This is a genomic window from uncultured Eudoraea sp., from assembly GCF_947258925.1.
Classification (GTDB): domain Bacteria; phylum Bacteroidota; class Bacteroidia; order Flavobacteriales; family Flavobacteriaceae; genus Eudoraea.
This window is the reverse complement of the sequence record NZ_CAMYKG010000036.1, coordinates 61494-86171: the sequence shown is the minus strand read 5'-3', so window position 1 is coordinate 86171 and position 24678 is coordinate 61494. Positions and strand designations below refer to the sequence as shown.

18 protein-coding genes and 1 tRNA gene are annotated in these 24678 nt (G+C 40.8%); 11 read left to right on the top strand and 8 right to left on the bottom strand.

Annotated elements, in window-relative coordinates:
- Nucleotides 1-5 precede the first annotated feature (5 nt).
- The 6 genes from Q0X77_RS12605 (at nt 6) to Q0X77_RS12580 (ending at nt 9281) form a co-directional block, all read left to right on the top strand.
- A complete protein-coding gene (locus Q0X77_RS12605) occupies nt 6-932 on the top strand; it encodes a DUF5996 family protein (protein ID WP_297797885.1) in 927 nt (308 codons plus the stop codon).
- Between the two features lie 13 nt (nt 933-945).
- Nucleotides 946-3129 carry a PQQ-binding-like beta-propeller repeat protein gene (locus Q0X77_RS12600; RefSeq protein WP_297797883.1) on the top strand — a complete coding sequence of 728 codons (2184 nt, stop codon included), beginning with the start codon at nt 946-948 and terminating at the stop codon, nt 3127-3129.
- A 26-nt stretch (nt 3130-3155) separates the two neighbouring features.
- A complete protein-coding gene (locus Q0X77_RS12595; RefSeq protein WP_297797881.1) occupies nt 3156-4649 on the top strand; it encodes an amidase in 1494 nt (497 codons plus the stop codon).
- 118 nt (nt 4650-4767) lie between these two features.
- Nucleotides 4768-5505, top strand: a complete 738-nt coding sequence (locus tag Q0X77_RS12590) for an NYN domain-containing protein (RefSeq protein ID WP_297797879.1) — start codon at nt 4768-4770, stop codon at nt 5503-5505.
- A gap of 39 nt (nt 5506-5544) precedes the next feature.
- Entirely contained in the window at nt 5545-7608 is a 2064-nt protein-coding gene (locus Q0X77_RS12585; protein ID WP_297797877.1) for a glycoside hydrolase family 127 protein, read from the top strand.
- The gene (locus Q0X77_RS12580) at nt 7605-9281 is read left to right on the top strand and encodes an arylsulfatase (protein ID WP_297797875.1); all 1677 of its coding nucleotides are present in this window, start codon (nt 7605-7607) and stop codon (nt 9279-9281) included. The genes Q0X77_RS12585 and Q0X77_RS12580 overlap by 4 nt, the downstream gene beginning before the upstream one ends.
- A gap of 32 nt (nt 9282-9313) precedes the next feature.
- Here the strand turns inward: Q0X77_RS12580 and Q0X77_RS12575 are convergent, their stop codons facing one another.
- From Q0X77_RS12575 to Q0X77_RS12550, 6 genes are all read right to left on the bottom strand, one after another.
- A complete protein-coding gene (locus tag Q0X77_RS12575) occupies nt 9314-9766 on the bottom strand; it encodes a GNAT family N-acetyltransferase (protein WP_297797873.1) in 453 nt (150 codons plus the stop codon).
- A 112-nt stretch (nt 9767-9878) separates the two neighbouring features.
- On the bottom strand, nt 9879-12803 hold the full coding sequence (dnaE, locus tag Q0X77_RS12570; RefSeq protein ID WP_366939217.1) for a DNA polymerase III subunit alpha: 2925 nt from the start codon (nt 12801-12803) through the stop codon (nt 9879-9881).
- Nucleotides 12804-12818: 15 nt separating this feature from the next.
- Nucleotides 12819-14033, bottom strand: coding sequence for a DNA polymerase IV (locus Q0X77_RS12565; RefSeq protein ID WP_297797871.1), 1215 nt, complete (start codon nt 14031-14033; stop codon nt 12819-12821).
- 96 nt (nt 14034-14129) lie between these two features.
- Nucleotides 14130-14300 (bottom strand): DUF6747 family protein, encoded by a 171-nt coding sequence (locus Q0X77_RS12560; protein WP_297797869.1) that lies wholly within the window; start codon nt 14298-14300, stop codon nt 14130-14132.
- Nucleotides 14301-14703: 403 nt separating this feature from the next.
- Nucleotides 14704-14874, bottom strand: coding sequence for a DUF6747 family protein (locus tag Q0X77_RS12555; protein ID WP_297797866.1), 171 nt, complete (start codon nt 14872-14874; stop codon nt 14704-14706).
- 394 nt (nt 14875-15268) lie between these two features.
- Nucleotides 15269-15350 (bottom strand) — tRNA-Leu (locus Q0X77_RS12550).
- A 144-nt stretch (nt 15351-15494) separates the two neighbouring features.
- Here Q0X77_RS12550 and Q0X77_RS12545 point away from each other — a divergent pair.
- From Q0X77_RS12545 to pth, 3 genes are all read left to right on the top strand, one after another.
- Nucleotides 15495-16436, top strand: coding sequence for a ribose-phosphate pyrophosphokinase (locus Q0X77_RS12545; RefSeq protein ID WP_297797864.1), 942 nt, complete (start codon nt 15495-15497; stop codon nt 16434-16436).
- A 10-nt stretch (nt 16437-16446) separates the two neighbouring features.
- Nucleotides 16447-17112 (top strand): 50S ribosomal protein L25/general stress protein Ctc, encoded by a 666-nt coding sequence (locus Q0X77_RS12540; protein ID WP_297797909.1) that lies wholly within the window; start codon nt 16447-16449, stop codon nt 17110-17112.
- A gap of 92 nt (nt 17113-17204) precedes the next feature.
- Nucleotides 17205-17834 carry an aminoacyl-tRNA hydrolase gene (gene pth, locus Q0X77_RS12535; RefSeq protein WP_297797862.1) on the top strand — a complete coding sequence of 210 codons (630 nt, stop codon included), beginning with the start codon at nt 17205-17207 and terminating at the stop codon, nt 17832-17834.
- Between the two features lie 40 nt (nt 17835-17874).
- Here pth and Q0X77_RS12530 read toward each other — a convergent pair whose 3' ends face one another.
- Nucleotides 17875-18552, bottom strand: coding sequence for a hypothetical protein (locus Q0X77_RS12530; RefSeq protein ID WP_297797860.1), 678 nt, complete (start codon nt 18550-18552; stop codon nt 17875-17877).
- Nucleotides 18549-22331, bottom strand: coding sequence for a reprolysin-like metallopeptidase (locus Q0X77_RS12525; protein ID WP_297797858.1), 3783 nt, complete (start codon nt 22329-22331; stop codon nt 18549-18551). Before Q0X77_RS12525 ends, Q0X77_RS12530 begins: the two co-directional genes overlap by 4 nt.
- Nucleotides 22332-22381: 50 nt before the next feature.
- Here Q0X77_RS12525 and Q0X77_RS12520 point away from each other — a divergent pair, with 50 nt between their 5' ends.
- The gene (locus Q0X77_RS12520; RefSeq protein ID WP_297797856.1) at nt 22382-23308 is read left to right on the top strand and encodes a bifunctional riboflavin kinase/FAD synthetase; all 927 of its coding nucleotides are present in this window, start codon (nt 22382-22384) and stop codon (nt 23306-23308) included.
- On the top strand, nt 23309-24646 hold the full coding sequence (locus Q0X77_RS12515) for an HTTM domain-containing protein (RefSeq protein ID WP_297797854.1): 1338 nt from the start codon (nt 23309-23311) through the stop codon (nt 24644-24646). It begins immediately after the preceding gene.
- Nucleotides 24647-24678: the final 32 nt, after the last annotated feature.

Below are 24678 nucleotides of genomic sequence, written 5' to 3'. Positions count from 1 at the left end.
TGCCTATGAATGTTGAAAAGCTACCCTCTCTGCCATTTAAAGATTGGACCAATACCAGAATCACAATTCATTTACTACTTCAAATACTGGGTAAGACAAGATTGAAATCAACTACCAGAAAGAACCATTGGTGGTACATTACACTCTATGTTACACCAAGGGGCTTTAGCACTTATAGCGTCCCCATAAATGATGGATTGGACAGCTTTGAAATGGAGTTTAATATAAAAAGAAAAGCGGTTATCATATCCCGAAGTTCTGGTGAAGATATTGTCTTATCCCTTAGTGATAATCCTAGTATCGCAGAATTTTATACTCGGTTTATGGCCGAAATAAATGGTCTCGGTGTATTTCCTAAATTTATTGATAGACCTTTTGATGTAGGAATCGAGAAACACTTTTATGAGATTACGGAGTACTACCATTATGATTGGAAGTATATAAATACTTTTTGGAAACTCATGTTGTGGAATAGCAATGTTTTTAAGGAATTTGGTGGTCGTTTTTACGGCAAAACCTGTCCGGTTCATATTTACTGGCACCACCTCGATTTAGTGGTAACCCGATTCTCCGGAAAAAAGTTACCTCCCATGGATAAATCCGCAAGGATTTTGGAAAAAGAAACCTATTCCCATGAACAAATTAGTTTTGGATTTTGGGTAGGTGATACCAATGTCCCTGAGCCAATGTATTATTCCTACACCTACCCCTCCCCCAATGGGATAGATGAAGAAGCTCTTAAACCAAAAGAAGCATTCTGGCAGGACAGCAATGGTAGCCCGATGGCCTTATTAAGATACGAAGATGCTAAGAATTCCATAAACCCCCGAAAAGCCGTACTCGATTTCCTTGAAAGCACCTATCAGGCAGGTGCAAAAAGGGCAAAATGGAATATAGATGAACTCACAGTACCGGATTTGGATCAGCTTTAATAAAAAAGAAAATATGAGATTAAATTTAATTCTGATTGTGCTGTTTTTTGGGATAGCGGCCTGCAAAAACGAATCAAAGCATATATCTGATGACCAAAATTCAATTGCTGGTAAAGACTATTTTAAAACATGGACCCATTATCTAGGTGATCCTGAAAGGACCCATTTTTCGGTATTGGATGAAATCACCACAGAAAATGTGGGGCAGTTGAAACTTGCATGGAGTTACAGTAGCGGGGGACTTGAGGAAGGGAGAAATTCGCAGATACAAACAAATCCTTTAATAGTTGAGGATAAACTCTTCGGCGTAAATCCGGCAAATACCCTCTTTGCCATCAATGCAAAAACAGGCAAGGAGCTCTGGACGTACGAATCGGAATCTGCAGACGAAACCGGCCTGGGTTTAAGTCGTGGATTAATGTATTGGACTTCAGAATCAAAAGAAAAAAGTAGATTATTTTATACTTCAGGTTTTATGCTTTACGCAATAGACATTGAAACCGGGACTGTAATCGAATCCTTTGGCACTAATGGACATATTGATTTAAGAAAAGGCCTTGGGAGAGACCCGGAAAAAGTTCCCATTGTGGTTACTACCCCGGGGGTGATCTATAAGAATTTGTACATTATGGGTTCCAGAACCTCCGAATCTCCCGGTGCTGCTCCAGGGCATATTCGGGCTTTTAATGTAATTACTGGCGAAATGGAATGGATTTTCCATACTATCCCAAAACCCGGTGAATTTGGCTATGAGACATGGCCGAAAGAGGCTTATAAAAATGACCAGATTGGTGGTGCAAATAATTGGGCTGGGATGGCACTTGATGAGGAACGCGGAATAGTATATGTACCAACAGGGTCTGCTGCTTTCGACTGGTATGGAGGTGCCCGGGTTGGCGATAATTTATTCGCCAATACCTTATTAGCCCTCAATGCGAAAACCGGTGAAAGGATCTGGCATTTTCAAATGGTTCATCACGATGTTTGGGACAGGGATTTACCAGCACCCCCTAACCTCCTCGAGGTAGAAAAAGATGGACAGAAAACCCCTGCAGTTGCTCAAATAACTAAAAGTGGCCATATATATGTATTCAACCGTTTAACAGGTGAGCCTCTTTTCCCTATAGAGGAAAAACCATACCCGGCTACCACTCTGGAAGGTGATACCACGGCAAAAACACAACCCTTACCTCTAAAACCTGAACCTTTTGCCCGGCAACAACTCAAAGAAGAAGATCTCTATGCTCCCAACCAGGCTGCTTTTGTAGACGATTTTATTGACAAAGAACAGAATACAAAAGGGTTAACGGTGCTCCAACGATTTAAACAGGTAACCTCTGAAGGACAGTTTTATCCCATTGATACAGCAGGTGTTATTTTATTTCCCGGGGCAGATGGCGGAGCAGAATGGGGCGGGGCGGCCGTTGACCCCAGAAAAGGAATTATGTATGTAAATTCAAATGAAATGCCATGGATTGTACGAATGGCCAGAGTTGGATATAAAGATGGCAAAAAATTAAGTTACGGTGCTACTCTATCACAAATACACTGTGCTCGTTGTCATGGCGGTAATTTACAGGGGTTGGGGGTTATCCCGGAACTTCAAAATGTCAAATCACGACTTTCCCCAAATGAGATTATAGCTAACATTAAGAATGGTAAGGGTGCTATGCCTGCCATGCCAAACCTTACCGATGACGAAGTAAAGGCCCTTTCAGAATATTTAAGCGGTATTGAATCAAACGATCATCGGGCCGAAACCTCAGACCACGCGCCTTACGGAATGGTTGGTTTTGGAAGGTTCAAAGACAATCGGGGTTACCCGGTCATTAAACCCCCATGGGGCACTTTAAATGCTATTGATTTAAATACAGGGGAATATCTTTGGAAAATTCCGCTGGGTAATGAGGAGGAATTAAATGATCCTGATTATCCGGTAAGTGGCACTGAAAATTATGGCGGACCTGTAATTACAGCTGGTGGCGTATTGTTTATTGCTGCAACCAAAGATGAAAAATTCAGGGCTTTTAGTATGAAAACTGGTGAATTACTTTGGGAAACAGATTTGGAGGCAGGGGGTTACGCTACTCCTGCCACCTATGAAATAGACGGGAAACAATATATTGTGATTGCTTGTGGTGGAGGGAAAATGGGCACCGCATCCAATGATGTATATGTTGCGTATTCACTGGAATAAGAAATTTAAAATATTTCAAAACTACTATGAATCGAAGACAATTTATAAAGAATACAGCGACCTTCGGTACTTTACTTTCCGTACCCTTTCCTTTTTCTAACAAGCTGTTTGCAGCTAATCTTCCATCCGATCTAACAGCCCTCAGCGCTTCTGAGCTCTCTTTAGCAATAAAGACCAAACAAGCAAGTTGTGTGGAGGTAATGCAGGCCTATCTGGATCGGATCCATCGATATAATCCCGTGTATAATGCCATTGTGAGTATGGTTAGCGATGATGAGTTAATAAGTCAGGCAAGAAAAGCAGACCAGGCCCTGGCCAGAAAGGAATATTGGGGATGGATGCATGGAATGCCTCATGCAGTAAAGGACCTGGCTCCGGTGGCAGGTTTGCCTTATACAAGCGGATCTCCCATGTTTGCTAATCGCATAGCTGAAGAAGATAGTGATTTAGTAGCCAAAATTAGAAGTCAGGGAGCCATCTTTATTGGCAAGACTAATACTCCGGAATTTGGTTTAGGTTCTCAATGCTATAATCCTGTATTCGGTACAACAGGAAGTGCCTGGAATCCAGCGCTCACTTCCGGAGGTAGTAGTGGTGGTGCCGCATGCGGGCTGGGCACTCATATGCTTCCGGTAGCTGATGGCGGGGACATGATGGGTTCTCTAAGAAATCCCGGTGCCTTTAATAATGTCATTGGTTTCAGACCGAGTACAACCGTAGTAATGGATGAGGGAGATGCCAATAATCGGCTTCTTTGGACCTCAGGGCCAATGGGTCGCAATACCCGTGATACTATAAATTTATTACAGACAATGGCTCTTAACCCTGTTTTTAAAGATATGAATCCCCTAAGCCTTGATAAGATAAAAATTGGCTGGTTGGGTAATCTGGATAATTATTTGGCGTTGGAACCCGGAATAATAGAATTATGCGAAGTCAGTCTTGCAGAAGTAGCCGGTGCCGGAGCTAAAGTTGAATCCATACAGTCCAATTTTTACATGTCAGATTTATGGGAGAGCTGGACCACGCTTCGCCATTACGGTCGAATGAATATGCTGGAATACTATGAAGATCCGACTACGCGAGAACTTCTCAAACCAGAGTTGATCTGGGAAATTGAACAAGGCCTTAGTATTGATGAGAAAGATGCAGAGAATGCCAATATAATTCGTGCCGGTTGGTATACCGAATTAGATAGAATGTTTGGTAAGTTTGATTTCCTGGTTCTCCCTACCGCGCAAGTATTCCCGTTTCCGAAGGAGATACATTGGCCTAAAGAAATAAACGGACGAAAGATGGACACGTATCATCGCTGGATGGAAGTAGTTATTTTAGGTAGTTTAGGTGGTATCCCCGTTGTTAATGTCCCGGTCGGATTCGATGCACAAGGCAGGCCAATGGGCATGCAAGTCATGGGTAAATTTGGAGATGATAAAAAGGTATTGGAGTTTTCATTAGCTTATGAGAAGATCACAAGTCATTTAGACAAAAGGCCAAATTTGATTGCTATTAACGATTAGAATTGACAGCTAATCAACCCAATAATCCTTCCCCCGTATATTAAGGATTCACTATCTTCGGCGAAAGATCCACATTAAAAAATTCAAAATCATAAATTCTTAAATCTAAAATAACAGCATGAATTCAAATTTAGCCGTACTAATCGATGGTGATAACATCCCTTCGGCTTACGTAAAAGAAATGATGGAAGAAGTAGCCAAATATGGCAATCCCACAATAAAAAGGATTTATGGTGACTGGACCAAACCTCGTTTGTCCAAATGGAAAAATCTGCTCCTTGAGAATGCGATTACTCCTATTCAGCAATATGGTTATACCACAGGAAAGAATGCTACAGATTCAGCGATGATTATTGATGCAATGGATATATTGTATTCCGGTAAAGTTCATGGCTTCTGCCTTGTTTCGAGCGATAGTGATTTTACGCGCCTGGCCACCAGACTAAGGGAAGCCGGAATGCAAGTGATAGGAATTGGAGAAAAAAAGACCCCGAATCCCTTTATTGTGGCTTGTGACAAATTTATTTATATTGAAATTCTTAAAAACCAATCTAAAGAGGCAGAATCTGAAAGTGAAAAAACTACAGCGAAGGATAGTGTTGATAAAGTAACTTTTAAGGAAATCAAATTAATTGCCACAACTATTGATGACACATCGGACGACGATGGATGGGCTTTTTTGGGAGATGTTGGTAGTTTGTTGCAAAAGAAACAACCGAATTTTGATCCCAGGAATTACGGTTTTCAAAAATTGACCCCTTTAATTAAATCCCTTGGTAAATTTGATATTGAGCAAAGGGAAAATCCAAAAAGCCGGCATAAATTAATCTATGTGAAAAACAAAAAAAGAGGCTAAAGATTCTGAGGTAGCTTACTCCCATAATTAATGAAAAACATGAAAAATAAAATTTCATATCTTTTTCTAGAATGGTCGCAGATAATCTTTAAAACCTCTCTAAAAAATCCGGGCCAATTGCACCTAACCTCTTTATTTTTTAAGTGCTTTATGGTTAGCGGACTATTTCTTATCGTTTCCTGTCAGGATAAAGAACCGCAAACTAATCTTGCTGCTACCAATAGTACCATTTTAGATTACCCTATTCAGCCCGTCCCTTTTACTTCGGTTCAAATTAGGGATCAATTTTGGACTCCCCGTCTGGAGACCAATCGGAAGGTTACATTACCTTATAATTTTAAAAAATGTGAGGAAACAGGTAGGATTCGAAATTTTGCCATTGCCGGGGGAATGGAAGAGGGTCAATTTGAAGGCATATACTTTAATGACTCAGATGTTTTCAAAGTAATTGAAGGAGCTAGTTACTCACTACAGGTACATGATGATCCCGAACTTAAATCCTATCTGGACGATTTGATTACAAAGATAGCGGCAGCTCAGGAAGAAGATGGTTATCTATATACGAACCGCACTATAGACCCTGAAAAGGCAGCAGACGGTGGAGGAACTAAAAGATGGACCAATCTCCAAACCTACCACGAATTATACAATGTGGGACATTTGTATGAAGCAGCAGTTGCACATTACCGGGCAACCGGAGAAAGAACTTTACTGGATGTCGCCCTTAAAAATGCAGACCTGGTGGAACAAGTATTTGGGCCCGGCAAAAACATGGGGGTTCCTGGTCATCAGGAAATAGAACTTGGGTTAGTGAAACTATACCGCGTTACTGGAGAAAAAAAATATCTGGACCTTGCCAAATTTTTTATAGATCAGCGGGGCAATGCAGAAGGTCATAATACTACAGAGGGGAAATATGCCGGTAAGTATCAGCAAGACCACGTGCCGCTCGCAGAACAAAAAGAGGCTGTTGGACATGCCGTAAGGGCCGGGTATTTCTATGCTGCAGCTACAGATATAGCCGCTCTAACCGGAGAGAGCGCTTATGATGAAGCACTCGATAAAATTTGGAATAATATTGTACACCAAAAGATTTACCTCACCGGAGGTATTGGCGCAGAACCCAGGCACGAAGGATTTGGCCCAAATTATGAACTCCCCAATGCAACGGCTTATACCGAAACCTGTGCGGCAATTGCCTTAATGCTTTGGAATCAACGCATGTTTCTTAAAAGCGGAGAGGTGAAATATATAGACGTTTTTGAGCGAACGCTCTATAATGGTTTTCTTTCCGGGGTTTCTTTTGAAGGCAATACGTTCTTTTATCCAAATCCACTTGAGGCCGATGGGTTCACCAAATTTAACCAGGGTGTTTGCGGAAGGTCCCCGTGGTTCGATTGCTCTTGCTGTCCGGTAAATGTTGTACGTATTTTACCTTCGCTTCCGGGCTACATCTATGCAACGAAAGAGAACGAAATATTCGTAAATCTTTATATGGGTAATAAGGCCGAGATTGCCCTTGGAGACCAATACCTGCAACTAAGTCAGACTACAAACTACCCCTGGGATGGGCAGGTTAAAATTGAAGTCTTAAATACCCCGACTGCAGCTGCAGTTTTTAAATTAAGAGTTCCGGGATGGGCGCGGAATGAAGTCATGGATGGCGATCTTTACAGTTATACAGATGAACATAAACCAGCAGTTTCCATTATGGTAAACGGCAAAAGTGTGAATCCTTTAATAGAGGATGGCTACATAACTTTGGAAAAACATAACTGGCAACGGAACGATAAGATAACTCTTGACTTTGAAATGCCTATTCGCAAAGTGATAAGCAATGAACTTGTAACTACTAATAAGGGCAAAATGGCCTTAGAACGTGGACCTCTTGTCTTCTGTGCTGAAGAAGTAGACAATCCTAAAGGAATCCTGAATTCGCTTGTACCTGCTGATGAAGTATTTGAGTATTCTTATGAACAGGACTTACTTGGTGGCGTAGGTAAAATAACAAGTCCAACGCTTAGCGCTATCCCTTATTATGCATGGGCACACAGGGGAAATGGGGAAATGGCGGTTTGGTTAAATAAGATTCCTGTTCAATGAAGAATACAGTTTCTCCATTATTCGTGATTTTGGTATTCCTTATCCTTTTTCAAAGTTGTGAATCCCCAAAGGAAAAACCTAAAAAACAACTTCCTCCAAATATTATTCTGATCCTTGCAGACGATATGGGATATTCTGATATTGGTTGTTACGGAGGAGAAATTAATACCCCTGTGCTCGATCAACTTGCAATGAATGGTTTAAGGTTCACTCAATTTTATAATGGGGCTCGTTGTTGTCCCAGCCGTGCCTCTTTGCTTACCGGTTTATATCCCCAACAGGCAGGAATAGGCCATATGGTATATGACAGGAGAATGCCCGCATTCAAAGGAGATTTGAGTAACAATGCAGTAACCCTTGCCGAGGTTTTAAAAATAGGGGGTTATTCTACCTATATGTCCGGAAAATGGCATATTACCCCTTACGTCATAGATAAGCCGGATAAAAGTAACTGGCCAAGACAAAGAGGTTTTGATAAGTTTTATGGAATGATCTCCGGAGCAGGCAGCCATTATGATCCTCGTTCTTTGGCTGAAGATAATGAATATGTGCCTCCATCAGAAGATTTTTACAGCACCATAGCCTTTACAGATTATGCAGTAAAATGTATAAAAGAACACAATAGGGATTCTCCTTTTTTTCTCTATTTATCATATTCCGCGCCTCATTGGCCCATGCAGGCACCTCAGGAAGCTATTGCTGAATACAAGGGAAAATATGACAAGGGTTGGGATGAAATGAGAAAAGTTCGTCTAGAAAGGATGAAGAAAATGGGGTTAGCGGTGAAACCCTGGTCTGAGAATGTGCCCGACAAAGCCTGGGAACTTGCGAATATGGAAACCTATGCGGCCATGACCACATTAATGGATGAAGGAATTGGTAAGGTGGTTGATGTGCTGGAGGCAAAAGGGCAACTGGAGAATACCGTAATATTTTATTTGCAGGACAATGGGGCTTGTGCAGAAGAACTGGATTGGATAGAAAACAGGCCCACTGAAAAAGAGGTGTTAACAATGGCTCCTGATGAAGTACAAACAGAGATGATCCCTTTTGCCAGCCGTGACGGAAAGCCTATTAAAATAATGAAAGAAGGTTGGCCCGGCCCTGCTGATGGATATACAGCATATGGTCTGAACTGGGCAAATGCCAGTAACACCCCTTTCAGGGAATACAAACATTGGGTGCATGAAGGAGGCATTGCGACTCCTCTAATTGTTCATTGGCCAGCAAAAATTAAAAAGGGCGGTGAATTAAGAAAAATCCCTACGCATTTAATAGACATCATGGCAACTTGTATGGATATGAGTGGTCTTGAATATCCTGTCAATTACAATGGAAATGCCATTCATCCTATGGAAGGCACAAGTTTAGTACCCGTTTTGGAAGGAAAAGATATGACCCGGGAAGCCATTTATTGGGAACATGAAGGCAACCGTGCGGTTCGAATGGGAAAGTGGAAGTTGGTTTCTAAAGCAAGTAAAAAAAATTCTTATCTCTGGGATAAAACAGCTGAGTTAGAATTAAAAGACTGGGAACTGTTTGACATTGAAAAAGACCGGATAGAAATGCATGATATGGCAGCTACTAATCCGGAAATGGTAAAGACAATGGCTCAAATGTGGCTGGAATGGGGAAAACGGACAGGAATTGTACCCAGACCCGAAAAAAAATAATTCCTTTTACGAAATGCAGAGAATATTTGGTGCTACCCCCTTCGCATTAAAAAAGCAATCTTTCGTATTCCTTCCTCGGTATCGTATTCCCTTACCCTTCTAAAATGAAAGCCGTAATATAAATCCTTAGCCGGTTCATTGGCCAGACCGGTTTCAACAGTAATAGTTTTTGTAGTATAGGTGTCCAGCACAAATTGAACCATTGCACTTCCAATACCTTGCCGAAAAAAGTCAGGATGTACTACCAGGCTTTGAATGTGGGTGTTGTTTTCTTCTGCTTTTACTTCAACCACTCCTGCTAACTTTTTCTCTTTATAAAAGCCGTAAAACACATTTTTACTATCTAAAAATTCTTCTAGCGTTCTTTTAAGAGGTGGAAAATCTTTCGCGTTTAAAAGCTTGGCCTCAATGGGGTAAGAATCCTGAAAAACCGATCGGATAACCTGGGCTATTTGCTGGTCATTATGATTTAGGGTTTGGATCAATTGGAGGCTTTAATGAGATATACTTTCATTCTTAAAGGGCGTTAATTTATGAAGCATCTGAAGTTTGTTTTAAAAATACATATTATATTTTATTCTCAAAAAAGTGCTTTCCTTATTTTCTAGGAGCAATTAACCGCTTTTTATTAGCCGTCTTCATATCGGCGTACCTGGGATCCTGGATCACTTCCTGCTTTTGCATCTTTATGGTTTCTATACTTAAAAAGCCAAACTCACTTACTACCCTGCCATAGAACCTATAAATACCCCTACCCCTAAAAAAGTATTTGGCAGCCACCGGAGGGAAAAGTACCGTATCAAACACCTCTCCATGCTGGTCCACACAGGTGGCAAAATGCATCCGTTTCCCCGTATGCGTATTCGTATTCTTAACAGTAACCAGATAGCCATAAATGTCTATATTTCTATTTAAATAGCGCTCCAGATCCCTACTCCCATTCGTGTTTTTAGGGACTTCCTTTAACAAATGAAAAGGGGAACACAGGCAGAACCCCAGTAACTCCAATTGAGTAAAGGCCGTCTCGAGGTCTGTCGTATGCAGGCGTGGGATCTTAAATTTTTGATTGGTGGGAGGGAACAGCTTGGGATGATCTATTATAGTTCCTTTAGAAAGAAACAAATGCGCCTCCCACAACAATTTGTGCTTATTAATTTTTGTAAACCTGAATGCGTTTATGCGAATAAGGATACTCAGCTGTTCTATTGAAATAGGCACCCGGTCTAAAAAGTCTTCCAAAGAAGTAAAGACTCCATGCAGCTGCCGCTCCTTAAGAATGCGGTCCATTACCCGACTTTCCAGTTCTTTCAGATACATATAGCCCAAATAAATGTCTGTGCCATAAATACAGTTTGCCGCAAAGCTCTTGTTAATGCAGGGTGCATGTATAGTAGCCCCCATCATACGGGCTTCGTGCACATAAAACTCGGAACGGTAAAAACCGCCCCCATTATTAAGTACTGCCACCAGGTATTCCAGGGGATAATAAGCCCTTAAAAACAAGGTCTGGTAACTCTCCACAGCATAAGAAGCTGAATGCCCCTTGGCAAAAGCATAGCCGGCAAAACTGGCTACCTGGTGCCAAATCTCTGAGATCAGCTTTTCTTCATAACCTTTTTTGCGACAGTTATCCACAAACTTGTCCTGCACCTTCTGGAACTCCTCCCGGGAACGGAATTTTCCACTCATGCCCCTTCGCAGTACATCGGCCTCACCAAGGGTAAGTCCGGCAAAATAATGGGCCACTTTTATTACGTCTTCCTGGTAGACCATAATACCATAAGTCTCGGGCATAATGTTCAGCATTACGGGGTGGCCTTTTTCCTCTGCCCTGCCCTCTTCACGGTGCCGCAGGATGTATTCACGCATCATCCCACTCTTGGCCACCCCGGGACGGATAATGGAACTTGCAGCTACTAAACCCAGATAATTATCTACCTCCAGCTTTCTTAGCAGCATCCTCATAGCGGGCGATTCTACATAAAAACACCCCATACACTGAGCTGTTTTTATCAACTGGTTAATGCGGGGATCTTCTTTAAATCTTTTGATATTATGGATATCTATTTCACGAAACTTTTCGGGTTTATTAAGCTGCAGGATCTGTAGGGTCTCCTTGATTTTTGCCAGGCCACGCTGACCTAAAATATCAAATTTATAGAGGCCTACATCTTCGGCAATGATCATATCAAACATAACAGTAGCAAAACCTTTTGGTGGTAAATGTGTTGCTGAAAAATAGTGGATGGGCCTTTGGGTAATTAAGATCCCCCCGGCATGTATGCTCAGGTAGTTGGGGAAGCCTTTTATTAACTGTCCGTATTTCAATACCAGCAGGGATACCTCATCTAATTGGGATAACTGGTAGTGTCCGTCGCTTAGAACATCAATCTCTGCTTTTGGCAGGCCAAAGACTTTTCCCAGCTCGCGTACAATGCCCTTATGTTTAAAAGTGACATAGGTCCCTAAAAGGCTAACATGATCAAAGCGGTCAAAAATATACTGGGTAATCTCTTCACGATCTCTCCACGAAAAATCAATATCAAAATCGGGTGGATTGGCCCGGTAGAGGTTAATAAAGCGCTCAAAATAAAGATCCAGTTCTATGGGGTCTACATCGGTAATACGAAGCAAATAGGCTACAATGCTATTTGCACCACTACCCCGCCCCACATAAAAAAAACCTTTTTCCCGGGCCTTGGAAACAATATCCCAGTTAATCAAAAAATAGGAGACAAAATTCTTTTCTTTTATCAGTGCCAATTCTTTTTGAAGTCGCTCCCGGATGGGCTTGTCCACCACAGGATAGCGGTAAGGAAGGCCATCCTCGCACAATTGCTCCAGCAGTTTTTCATCTTCATCCCTTCTCCCCAGATAGGTCTGCAGGTTCTGGGGAGTGCGGTTTTTGGAAAAATCAAAATGGATACTGCAGGAATTCATCAGCCTTTCTGTATTCTCAAGAATAAAGGGAAATTCTGCAAAGGCTGCGGCCAGGTTTTGAATGGGAAACATTTTTTCCTCTTCACTGGCCTCTTCTTCTTTAGAAAGTTTGCTTAACAGCACATTCTTATCTATGGCCCGCAGCAATCGATGTGCATTAAAATCGCGCTTATTCCTGAAGCTAACGGGTTGCAGCACTAACAGTTTGTCTTTTTTTTCCACCAGGCTGGAGAAGGGCAACCTTCTTAGGTCCCTTATAGAAATTCCTATAAATTCATGTTCCCGGAAATTGCTCTGGTCATTGAGGAGTACCTTTTCAAAGGGATAGATTATGTAGGCGTGTTTAAACTTCGGAGCTCTTCGGGAAATTTCTTTTTCCTCGTGGAGGTGGGCAGAGAGGAAATCGTTTAGTTCCTGGTAACCTTTATTGTTTTTGGCAATTCCTACAAAACATTGGTCTGCCCCGTTTCTGAAATCGATCCCCAAAACAGGCTTTATATTGTATTCCGAAGCTTTGTACATGGGTGTTGGTATTCGATCTGTTATTGTTTTAGTTTCATCTTTATCCACCGTAGCCCGCAAGAGCGAAGGTGGATTTCACTGTTTTCTATGCGCCAGCACTATAGGGGGCTGGCCGTTAAAGGGATTGTGCATTCTGCCAATGGTTTTGGCGCCAAGGCCCGAGGCTCGTAGCACGCTTTTATCGCCAAAGCGCTCCCGGATGTTATCCATTGCAGCATAGAGGTTCAGGGCTTCTTCGGTATCTTCAAACAGGTTAATCTGGTAATTGCCTGGTACCAGATGGCTAAAGCGGATACCTATAAGCCTCACCAGCAAACGCCTGTTATACAGGATTCTGAACAGTTCCAGAATTTTGGGAATCAAAATATGGTCTGCACTGGTGTAGGGGATGCGGACTTGTTTGGAATAAGTGTTAAAATCTGAGTACCTGATCTTGACAGCAATGCAGGCGGTAAGCTTTTCTCCTCTGCGGAGCTGGTAGGCAAGGTTCTCTGTCATGGCTATAAGGATGCCTTTCAGCCTGCTGACATCTATGGTATCCCGGTCAAAGGTGCGTTCTGTAGAAATGGATTTACGATCACAAAAGGGGATCACAGGGGAGTTGTCTACGCCGTTGGCCCGTTTCCAGATGACAGCACCGTTGGCTCCGAGCACTCGTCGCATAAGGTCCATAGGCATTTCCTGTACGGTTTTTACTTTTCTAAGCCCCAGGTTTCTGAGCGTCTGGTAGGTCTTGTCGCCCACCATGGGGATTTTTTTAATAGAGAGCGGAGCCAGAAAAGGTTTTTCATAGCCAAAATCTACTTTCAGCTGGTTGTTGGGTTTGGCCTCATTGGTAGCTACTTTAGAGACTACTTTATTTACAGACAACCCAAAGGAAATGGGAAGCCCGGTTTCTTTAATGATCATTTTTCGTAATTCGGAAGCGTAGTGGTAGCAACCAAAGAAGCGGTCCATTCCGGAAAGGTCTGCGTAAAACTCATCTATACTCGATTTCTCAAAAACAGGCACTTGTCCTTTGATAATTTCAGTAACCAGATCTGAGTGCTTGCTATAGGTGCCTGCATTACCCCGGATAACAACGGCTTCGGGGCAGAGTTCCCGCGCCATTTTCATGGGCATCCCGGAATGTATGCCAAAACCCCGGGTCTCGTAGCTGCAGGCAGCCACTACTCCTCTGTCGCTGGTACCACCAACCAGTAAGGGTTTGTTCTGCAACTCGGAATTAATGAGTCGTTCTACGGATACAAAAAAGGTATCCAGATCCAGATGAAGAATGGTCTTTTGCATAACTGTCTAAAAGGACAGCTAATTTATGGAATATTTCCTATTTTTTGGATTTTTTCCATATTTTTTTATCTGTTTTTAGCAGAATTTATGCAGGTGCTAGTCAAAAGCGAATCCTGTAGTCACCCTAAAGATAAATGCATAGAGTGCAACCAAGAACATTGCAAAGCAAAACCATGCAAAAAGTTTAAAATAGTTTCTTACTATAAGGGTTCCTATATTCCTGAATCCTTCCAAATAAATTTCCTTGAGTAAACTTATAGTTTTCATAACACTAATTTTAGAATTCACTTATAAGACTCCAAAATCCGTTCTAAGTTTAGGTTTTCTTCATTCTTTTAGTCAAGACAGCAGAATTCCCGGATAAAATGCACAATTTCCGCACAGGAACCTTTGAATAGAGATTAAGCAGGAAGGATGGGAAGTAGCAACAAAAAACCCCTGTAAGGGTATACCTCACAGGGATTAATCATCATCTAGGTTGGTTATTTTTATTCCACCAAAGCTATGATAAGCAAAGATGGGTACTCACAACTTCTTTATTGGACTCCTGCAGCCGTCATAATCATAAACATCATCACAGAAATGAATAAACATCCTGCGGCTATTAGAAAATCGATCAAACTATATCCTTTATGTCTTTGAGCCATAGTTTTTTATTTTAAATTAATAATTAATCAAATGCGAATCCTGTATACACCCTGAAAATAAAGGCATAAAGGACCACAAAAAACATAATAAAACTAAACCAGGCAAAAGCCTTAAAATACTTCTGCACAATAAAATGCCCCAAATTCCTGAAGCCTTCCAAATAGACTTCCCTAATAAGTAAAACTGTTTTCATATCCCAAATCTTAAAAAATTAATATGGTGTCAAAATGCAACTTTAATCAACTTCTATTTCAAATTCCGGCTTAAAAGCACATTAATTTGCTAAAATGGAAGCTTACCAGCGCAAAGCGATAAAAGCTGCGGTTTATGGAATTTTGCTTTATTGTATCTTTTGGATGAACAGCAGAATAAAACCGACCAACAGGGTCCAATGAGAAGAATGATAATAAAACCCTCCAGGAAATCCTGGAGGTTTTGTACCTCGGGTGGGATTGAATTCCATTGCAATTCTTCCCTTAAAGGTTGTTTTGAAAACCACAATAGGAAACAAAACGCATCACTTCATAAAAAAAGCGAGCTTCTTTTATGAAACTCGCTTGAATTTCCACTTTATCGTGGTTTATCCGTACCTCGGGTGGGAATCGAACCCACACGTCCGAAGACACTGGATTTTGAATCCAGCGCGTCTACCAGTTCCGCCACCGAGGCAATGGGATTGCAAAGCTAAAAAATAATTTCGTTCTCAAAACTAAAATAACCCACATTTATCCTTTAGCAACCCAAATAAATTTTTAAATTTGCACCTCCTTAAGAATAAGGGGATTTAAGAAACTAGAAAACAAGAGATTAAGTATGGCTTATCAAGTGCCCGAACCCAAAATTTTTGCCTGTACACAAAGTATGGAATTAGGTAAAAAAATCGCCAAGTCTTATGGGGCAGAATTGGGTAATGTTTTGTTTTCACATTTCAGCGATGGAGAATTTCAGCCTTCGTTCGAAGAATCTATTCGCGGGACAAGAATTTTTGTTATTGGATCTACCAACCCAAGTTCTGAGAACCTTATGGAAATGCTGCTTATGCTGGATGCTGCAAAGCGCGCATCTGCAAGGCATATTACCGCTGTTATTCCTTATTATGGTTGGGCCCGTCAGGACAGGAAGGATAAACCAAGGGTGCCAATAGCAGCTAAGCTAATAGCCAAAATGTTGGAAACTGCAGGGGCAACGAGGATAATTACAATGGACCTTCATGCAGATCAAATTCAGGGCTTTTTTGAAAAACCCGTGGATCATTTATTCGCTTCTACCTTATTCCTTCCCTATTTGAGAAGCCTTAATTTAGATAACCTTACCATCGCTTCTCCCGATATGGGAGGTTCAAAAAGGGCCTATGCGTATTCTAAAGCACTGGAATCTGACGTGGTAATCTGCTATAAACAAAGGGCAAAAGCCAATATAATTTCACACATGGAACTCATTGGCGATGTACAGGATAAAAATGTAGTCTTGGTTGATGACCTCGTAGATACTGCCGGTACTTTGGCAAAAGCCGCTGATCTAATGATGGAACGCGGTGCAAAAAGTGTCAGGGCTATAACCACCCATGCTTTGTTATCGGGCAAAGCCTATGAAAAAATAGAAAATTCGCAATTGTTAGAATTAATCGTAACAGATTCTATTCCTATCAAAAAAGAAAGTGGAAAAATTAGGGTGTTAAGTTGCGCCGACCTTTTTGCTGACGTTATGCATAGAGTTCATCATAATACTTCAATTGCTTCAAAATTTTTAATGTAAATATTAATTAATCATAGATAATAGCGTGGGCAAAAAGGCAACGAAGGCCCTACGTAATGCTGGAAAGGTTCCTTGCGTGGTATACGGAGGGGAGAAACCATTACACTTTTCAGCGGATGAATTAGCATTCCAAAAACTAGTGTACACTCCAAAAGCCCACACAGTGAAGGTTGATTTGGATAAAGGTGAAAAGGTGAAAGCAGTATTGCAGGATATACAGTTTCATCCTGTGACCGATAAAATTTTACATATAGATTTTTACCAACTGTTTGACGACAAGGAAGTTACAATGGATATTCCCGTACGTTTACAAGGAAATTCTCCGGGTGTAAGAAATGGAGGTCGTCTGTTATTCAGAAATAGAAAACTAACTATCAAAGCGTTACCGGACAACCTGCCCGATTTCTTTGATATAGATATCAATTCTCTAAAAATTGGAGACAACATTCTGGTAGAGTCATTGTTAAGTGATGATTTTACTATTCTTCAACCCGATTCTACTGTTGTAGTACAGGTTAAAACTGCCCGTGCAGCCATAGAAGAAGAACTTGAAGATGAAGAAGGATTAGAAGAAGGTGTTGAAGGAGCAGAAGGTGCTGAAGGAGCAGAAGGTGCTGAAGGTGCTGAAGGTGCCGCTGCTGAAGGAGGTAAAACTCCTGCAGAAGGTGCTGAATAAATAAGATTAGTACTAATTCATAAAAGCATCCTATCCGGATATATCAGGATTCAGGATGCTTTTGTATTTTTACCCGTTGACCATCAAAGGGTATGAGAAAATTTTTTGAATTTCTTTTTTTAAAAGAAAAACAACTTTTAGAAGAAACAGATGCTATGAAAAAGTACCTGGTAATAGGTCTGGGAAACATAGGTAAAGAATATGAAGACACCAGGCATAATGTTGGTTTCTTGGTACTTGACAAATTATCTGATACACAAAATTTCTCTTTTGAAACCCATAAATTAGGAGACTTGGGTTCTTTTAAAATTAAAGGCAGAAGTGTATTGTGTTTAAAACCTTCCACCTTCATGAATCTCAGTGGCAAGTCTGTAAAATACTGGATGGATAAAGAGAAAATTCCTTTAGAAAATATCCTGGTGATTACAGATGATATCAATCTTCCGTTCGGAACACTCAGGTTAAAAACAAAAGGAAGCGATGGCGGCCATAATGGCCTCAGAGATATTCAAAACAGCCTCCAAACTGTAAATTACAACCGATTACGAGTAGGGGTAGGCTCTGAATTCAGCAAAGGCAGGCAAGTAGACTATGTACTGGGAAAATGGAATGATGAAGAAAGAAGTGCTTTGCCGGAACGCCTGGAAAGGGCTGGTGAGCTTATAAAGTCATTTGTACTTGCCGGGGTGAAGATTACCATGAATGCGTATAACAATACGTAGATCCCCTGGTCCATAATTAATGGCTCTAAAAGTTTACGGACTAAAGAGCCCTAAAGGAATAAATGCCGGAATCTGAACTATTACCCTCATTATCCCTGGTAATTACCTTCCAAAAATAGACGGTATCAGAATTGGTGTTAATCTTAATACTGGAGACAGTAGCTGCCGGGGAAGCGGCCAATACAAGAGGAGGCGATACAGTATCAACAAAGATTTCATAACCAACAATATCATCATCAACATCCGCACCCAACCATTCCAATGTAATTTCCTGGTTAATATCTCTTACAACGGAGGTCCCCGACAAGGGCCCAACTATCTGTGCGGGAAAAGGCGTGTGGGTGATCTGAGATCCTGCATTGAAAAATTGCCAGACCGTACTGGAGCTGGTTTCCGGTACTTTGGTATTACTAGTAATAACAGACCAGGAATATGGAGTTCCCTTATCTATTGTGAGTTCCGCTGTGGTAAATTGTGTGTTGGCCGTTTGTGTAATCCCACTATTAAGGTTAGTGACCCTTAATTCATAATTTTCTGTGTTATTAGCAGTTTGCCAGGCAAATTCAACCCTGCTGGTAGAAGGAGTTATAGTTACCCCAGTAGTACACAATGAATTTTGCTGAGGAAAAATTAAGAGAGCCGCCTCAGGAGGCTTGGGCGAATCCTTTTTACAGGCCGTAAACAGCAGGCTAATGAAAACTATTAAAATAACTCTCATCGTTTTAAAATTTTATAGGTTCCTTTGATCCCACCTCCCTCAATATTCACATAATACAAGCCTGAAGGGAGTCCTACAAAGTCCAGTGTAAGGGTATCATCAACCCCATCAAAACTTTGATTACTTATAAATCTGCCGTCTGAAGTAAAAATGGTAATATTCACAATCTCCGTAATTGACCCTAAAAATATATTCAGTGTTTCAACAACCGGATTAGGAAATATTATTGGAACCGCAGGAATGAAGACAGTTTCATCATACACGCCCTGACAAGGCAAATTAGTAGAAACTTTTAAGGTATTTAAACCCTCCTTCAAATCCAGAATAAGTTCAGACTCCCCTGTTTGGATAAGGATTCCATTTAGTTCAATATTGTACAAAATTGATCCGGATAAAGTCAAAACTGCCTCTTGTCCATCCAAAGAGACCAAAGAACTCACATTCAATGGACCAGGCTCATTTATAATTACTTCAAAACAGATTTCTTCAAAAGTATTTGTGCCATCTGTTCCATTTATACACACGTTATACGTGCCGGTAGCTAAATTACCTAATTGATAACTCAAAGTGAAGCTCTCCGTAACATTCAATCCATTGCCCGTAACATCAACGGTGTAATCCATAGACATAGCGGCAGTAATTTCAAATGATCCGTCATCACTCGTAATACAGGATTCACTCTGAATTACCAGACTAAAATTATCTGTCGGAAAGCGATATACAGGACATCCGTCTGCATTAACTTCCGTACCGGGAGGTGTTCCCAGGCAAAGGTCATCGCCATCATCAAACACCCCATCTTCATCATTATCAGGTCTCAAATCCCCTTCCCCGCAGATTTCAAGAGAAAACACATCTATGCTTCCGCCGTCAGCTGGAGCCGTATCAAAAACAGTTAAGGTCCATTCCCCAAAAGAAGATTCCCCATTGAAGGATGCCAGTGAACCAAGGGGCCTTACTGTACCACTAATTGCTGCGTTACCACCACTGCATATAAAAGGATCTCCATCATCATCAAATACCGCATCAATATTTTCCAGTTCCCCACAGGAATTGGAAGTCAACACCACCACCGTCCCCTGGGGTGAGGTTAGACTGATTACTAAATCTGCCAGAAAAGTATGTTGCAATTCAAGGGTTACGTTCACATCTGTAATTGGTAAATCATTTAAGATGGTGATGGTAGAGGTTACTAAGGGTGTACCAATTGAAGATATTTCTACGGGAAGGTCATTGGCTACTTCCATATCGCAACTTATGGTTACAGTCGTGAAACTAAATGGCGCACCAAAAGTACCTTCTCCACAAGAATTTTTTGGTTTTATCCGCCAATAATAAGTTGTTTCATCTTCCAAGTTTTGAGGCAGATAGTTATTAAAAATTATATCACTGGCAGATTCAACCACTGTCGTGAAAAGTACATCCGTGGCAATTTCTATATCATAAGCTGAATACTGCTCATTGGCTTCCCATACAAAAAGTTGCTGTGGACTAACTTCTGTTTCCATATCTGAAGGAGACTGCAAGATTACATCAGGGAAACTGGCATTATTAATCGTAATACTAATAGGTATATCCTTTGTAATACCTGGTGAAGTGGCAGTGACTGTTACCGGATAGGTTCCCGGAATCACAAGATCTGTATTTGAAAAAATTATGGAAACCGGTGTATTGTTAACGGTCGCCGTTGGTGGCGTGAATAGAGCGGTAAGTCCGGCCGGCATCCCTTGTACGCTAAATGTAACTTCTTCACTAAACCCTAAATACGTTTCATAAATAAATGGTACAATAAGGTCGCTGGGTTCACAAACCTCATACTCAAGATCGGCAAAACTCAGGACTATTTCAGAATCTTCAATACTAAAATCAGTAGAATTTATACTAAAAAAAACGTTGTCTGCACCTTTAACCATTATACGTGCTGTTGTGGTGCTATTACCCGGGATAATAACATCCTGGTTACCATCGTTTGGGACAGCAACTGCCAACTGTATTGGAAAACTTTGGCCTCCGTCTGTAGACAGAAATATGTCTACTTCCTGGCAATTTATTGGTGATCTGTCGGTGTTGGCAACATCCCAGCTAATTGTTTGAACAGATCCTGCAGTGTATGTAGCAGCCAAATTTTGTGAGGTAACGACAAATGGTCCTGCGCCATTAATAACATTTAGTTTTACCAGCTCAGATGAAACCTGCCCCCCACCCGCGGCATTATCTCTTACGGTTAAAGCAAAATTCATTTCGCGTTCCACATTGGAAACCGTTTCCCAGGCTGAATTTATAACCGGACTTGTCTGAGTGAGATTTCCCTGTATTACCTCTGATAACTTTGGAAAATATCGATCAGGATCTGTCGTAGGTCTGAGCGATCTGAAATTTGCTCCACTTGGATTATCGGGCCCGAAGCTTTCTGTGGTTACTACACCGTCATCTATCTGTTCCCATGTATAAGTTAGTATGTCACCCATATCGGGATCCGTAGCATTCCCTTGCAAAACAAATGCTGTTCCTTTTGGAATTATATGATCCCCTATGGAATTAATAACCGGAGGACTGTTGGTTAGTGGTGTTAGTTCCCCACAACTGGTAGTTTTAAGATATTCTATGATTTGAAATATACTGTAATAATGAAAATAATCATCCCCATTCGGGGCCACGTTTTGTCCTTGTATTATTCCTGCGTATCCCATGATGGTGCTGCCAGTGCCTGGTTCTGCCTGTACTTGAGTGCCTTCAGATTCAAAGGACCAGGTATGATTAGCCCCAAATTGATGCCCCAATTCATGTGCCACATAATCGAGGTCATACACATCACCCTGTGGATTTTCGGCTGCGGCATACCCGCTTCCTTTCTGATTATCTATACAAACCGAGCCTATAAATCCGGCATTACCTCCATCAATATCCTCATGGAACAGATGACCAACATCATAATTTGCTTCACCAATTGTGGCAGTAAGAGTATTTTGTACTTCAGAATTCAAGTTTCCTCCATATGGATCGGTATCCGGGTCTGTATAGATCACGAGATCTGTATTCCCAATCAATTCTAAATTAACCCCCAAATCCGTTTCAAAAACCTGATTCACCCTTGTAAGGGTTGCATTAATTGCAGCTAGTGCATCTACCACTGTGCCACCATGGAATTCTGTATATTCACCGGTAGCAGATATTGCAATTCTGTATTTCCTGAGTACCTGATCATCTACCAGTTTTAAAGCTAAATCATCGGAATTTTTCTCAATTATGGATTGGGTGTAGCAAATAAAGTCGTTATCCACCTTTGCGCTTAAGCTTCGGTCATAAACCACATAAGTACTGCCTGTTTCCGACACTTTCTCCATGAATGTTGTCCTGTCGCTCCCCGCGTGAACAATCATACTCTGAACCCCTTTATGTGAAACACTGAAGCGAATAAGATCTTTGCTTCCATCCAGACTATACCCTGAATAAGACTTTATACCCGGGTATTTTTTTGCCAATTCAGGGGCAAAGACTGAATTCTCCGAGATCCTGAATCCCTTAAGTTTCCCCTGGACATCTGGAAAATAGACGATTCCAGGCCTTTTCCGGGGCTGGGATATGGAAACAAGTTCTTCATCAAAATATGCCCGGTCCAGTTCAAATATTTTTACCTTAGCAATATCCCTCTTTGCAATAGAGGCTGAAGTAATCTCATTGGCTGATATCTCCTGTTGCCAATATTTGGATTGCCCAGATCCGTAAAAGGAAAGAAAAATTATGGTAATTGATAAAACAAGACGTAGTTTTGTTAACATCAAGGGATTTTTAAAACTTTAAAAATAAGCCTTTTTATTATTTTATTTGTGTGGTCACAGTTCAAAGCATTTCCAATTACGATAAAAAGCAATCTACTGCTATTACCATAGGTACTTTTGATGGTGTTCACATAGGTCACAGGAAAATATTAGAACGCCTCATAAATGATGCCAAAAAATCTGGTCTGCAGTCTACAGTGCTTACTTTTTTCCCTCATCCCAGGATGGTTTTGCAAAAAGATACCCAAATAAAACTGCTGAATACCATTCAGGAAAAAGTTAAAATTTTGGAGTTAATAGGCTTGGATTGTTTAATTATCCATCCCTTTACGGCTGAATTCTCACGACTATCTTCCATAGAATTTGTAAGAGATATTTTGGTAAATGAATTAAAGACAAAGAAGATAATCATCGGGTATGATCACCGCTTTGGCCGCAACAGGAATGCAAATATTCAGGACCTAATCGCTTATGGGACTACATTAAATTTTGAAGTAGAAGAAATTGCAGCGCAGGAAATTGATGACGTATCAGTAAGTTCTACAAAAATTAGGAAGGCCCTGAATAAAGGCGATATGAAGACTGCCAATAAATACCTGGGATATCATTACATGCTCACCGGGAAGGTAGAAAAAGGCAAAGGCCTGGGGCGACAATTAGACTTTCCCACAGCTAATTTGTCCATTGAAGAGGACTACAAACTTATTCCTAAAAATGGGGTTTACGTGGTAAAAAGCATCCTAAATGAAAAGTTATATTACGGGATGATGAACATTGGCTTCAATCCTACTGTAGATGGTTCCTCAAAGAGCATTGAAATCCACTTTTTTGATTTTAGGGACGATTTATATGGACAAAATATCCAGGTTGATATCCTGGAAAGAATCCGCGATGAACACAAATTTAATTCGCTGGAGGAACTCAAAACGCAGTTACTTAAGGATAAAGAAACCTCACTTAGCTTAATTTCAGCTTAGATGCTTAATCCCTTTTTATTTAAAAGAATAGACAACAGTCAGCTTATACTTTTTCGTATATTTTTCGGTATTCTTATTAGTCTTGAATCCTATGGTGCTATCCTAACAGGATGGGTTCGGAGGACTATGATTGAGCCTTCTTTCACCTTTACATTTATTGGATTTGAATGGTTACAGCCTTTACCAGGTCCGGGGATGTATATTTACTTTTTTATCATGGGTACCCTGGGAATTTTTATTACTCTGGGTTATAAATACAGCTTAAGTATTATTTCATTTACAATTCTCTGGACATCGGTTTACCTGATGCAAAAAACATCATACAACAACCACTATTACTTATTGGTGCTCATCTCGCTGATAATGTGTTTTTTACCCGCCAACCGGTCATATTCATTAGATGCCAGGGCTAACCCTAAACTCAAAAGTGAGGGAATGTACAATTACGTTAGATGGATTGTTATCTTCCAGCTTTTCATAGTGTACACCTATGCGGCCCTGGCCAAGTTATATGCCGATTGGCTTGATTTTAGTTTTGTCGAAATCCTGATGAAAAACAAAGCACATTATTGGTTAATAGGTGACTTGTTGCAGGAATCATGGATGCATAAGTTTATTTCTGTAATGGGCATATTGTTTGATTTACTTATTATACCGGCACTTTTGTGGAAACCCAGCAGAAAGATAGCTTTTGCAGCCGCAATTTTCTTTCACTTATTCAATTCTATCGTATTTCAAATAGGGATCTTCCCCTACTTAGCCCTTGCTTTTACCGTTTTCTTTTTTAAACCCGAAACTATCAGGCGTATTTTCTTTAAAAATAAACCCATACCCGAATCTTCTGAAATCATTATCCCTGATAACCGAAACCTTATTTTAGCTGGATTTGGAATTTACTTTGCAATACAACTAATTCTACCCATACGACATCATTTTTTTAAAGATGATGTTCTATGGACCGAGGAGGGGCATAGATTAAGCTGGAGGATGATGCTGAGGACCAGGTCCGGTGTAATCAGTTTTAAAGTAGTAAATAATGATACCGGTCAAATCATTAATGTAAATCTCAATGAGTACCTTACTAAAAAACAAAAAGGAAGGGTTGCTGCATATCCCGATTTCATTTGGCAGTTTGCACAACGGCTTAAAAAAATCTATTCTGAAGATGGTTCAAGTATTTCGGTATATGTAAATTCCAGGGTACGAATAAATAATGACAAACTAAGACCTTTTATAGATCCTGAGGTAGATCTCGCAGCAGAACGCTGGTATCATCTCAGGCATCATAACTGGATCTTGCCCTCTGAGGAAACAAAAACTAAACTCCAGGCAAATTAATAATTAAGTGCTGGTATAGCCGAGATAATGAA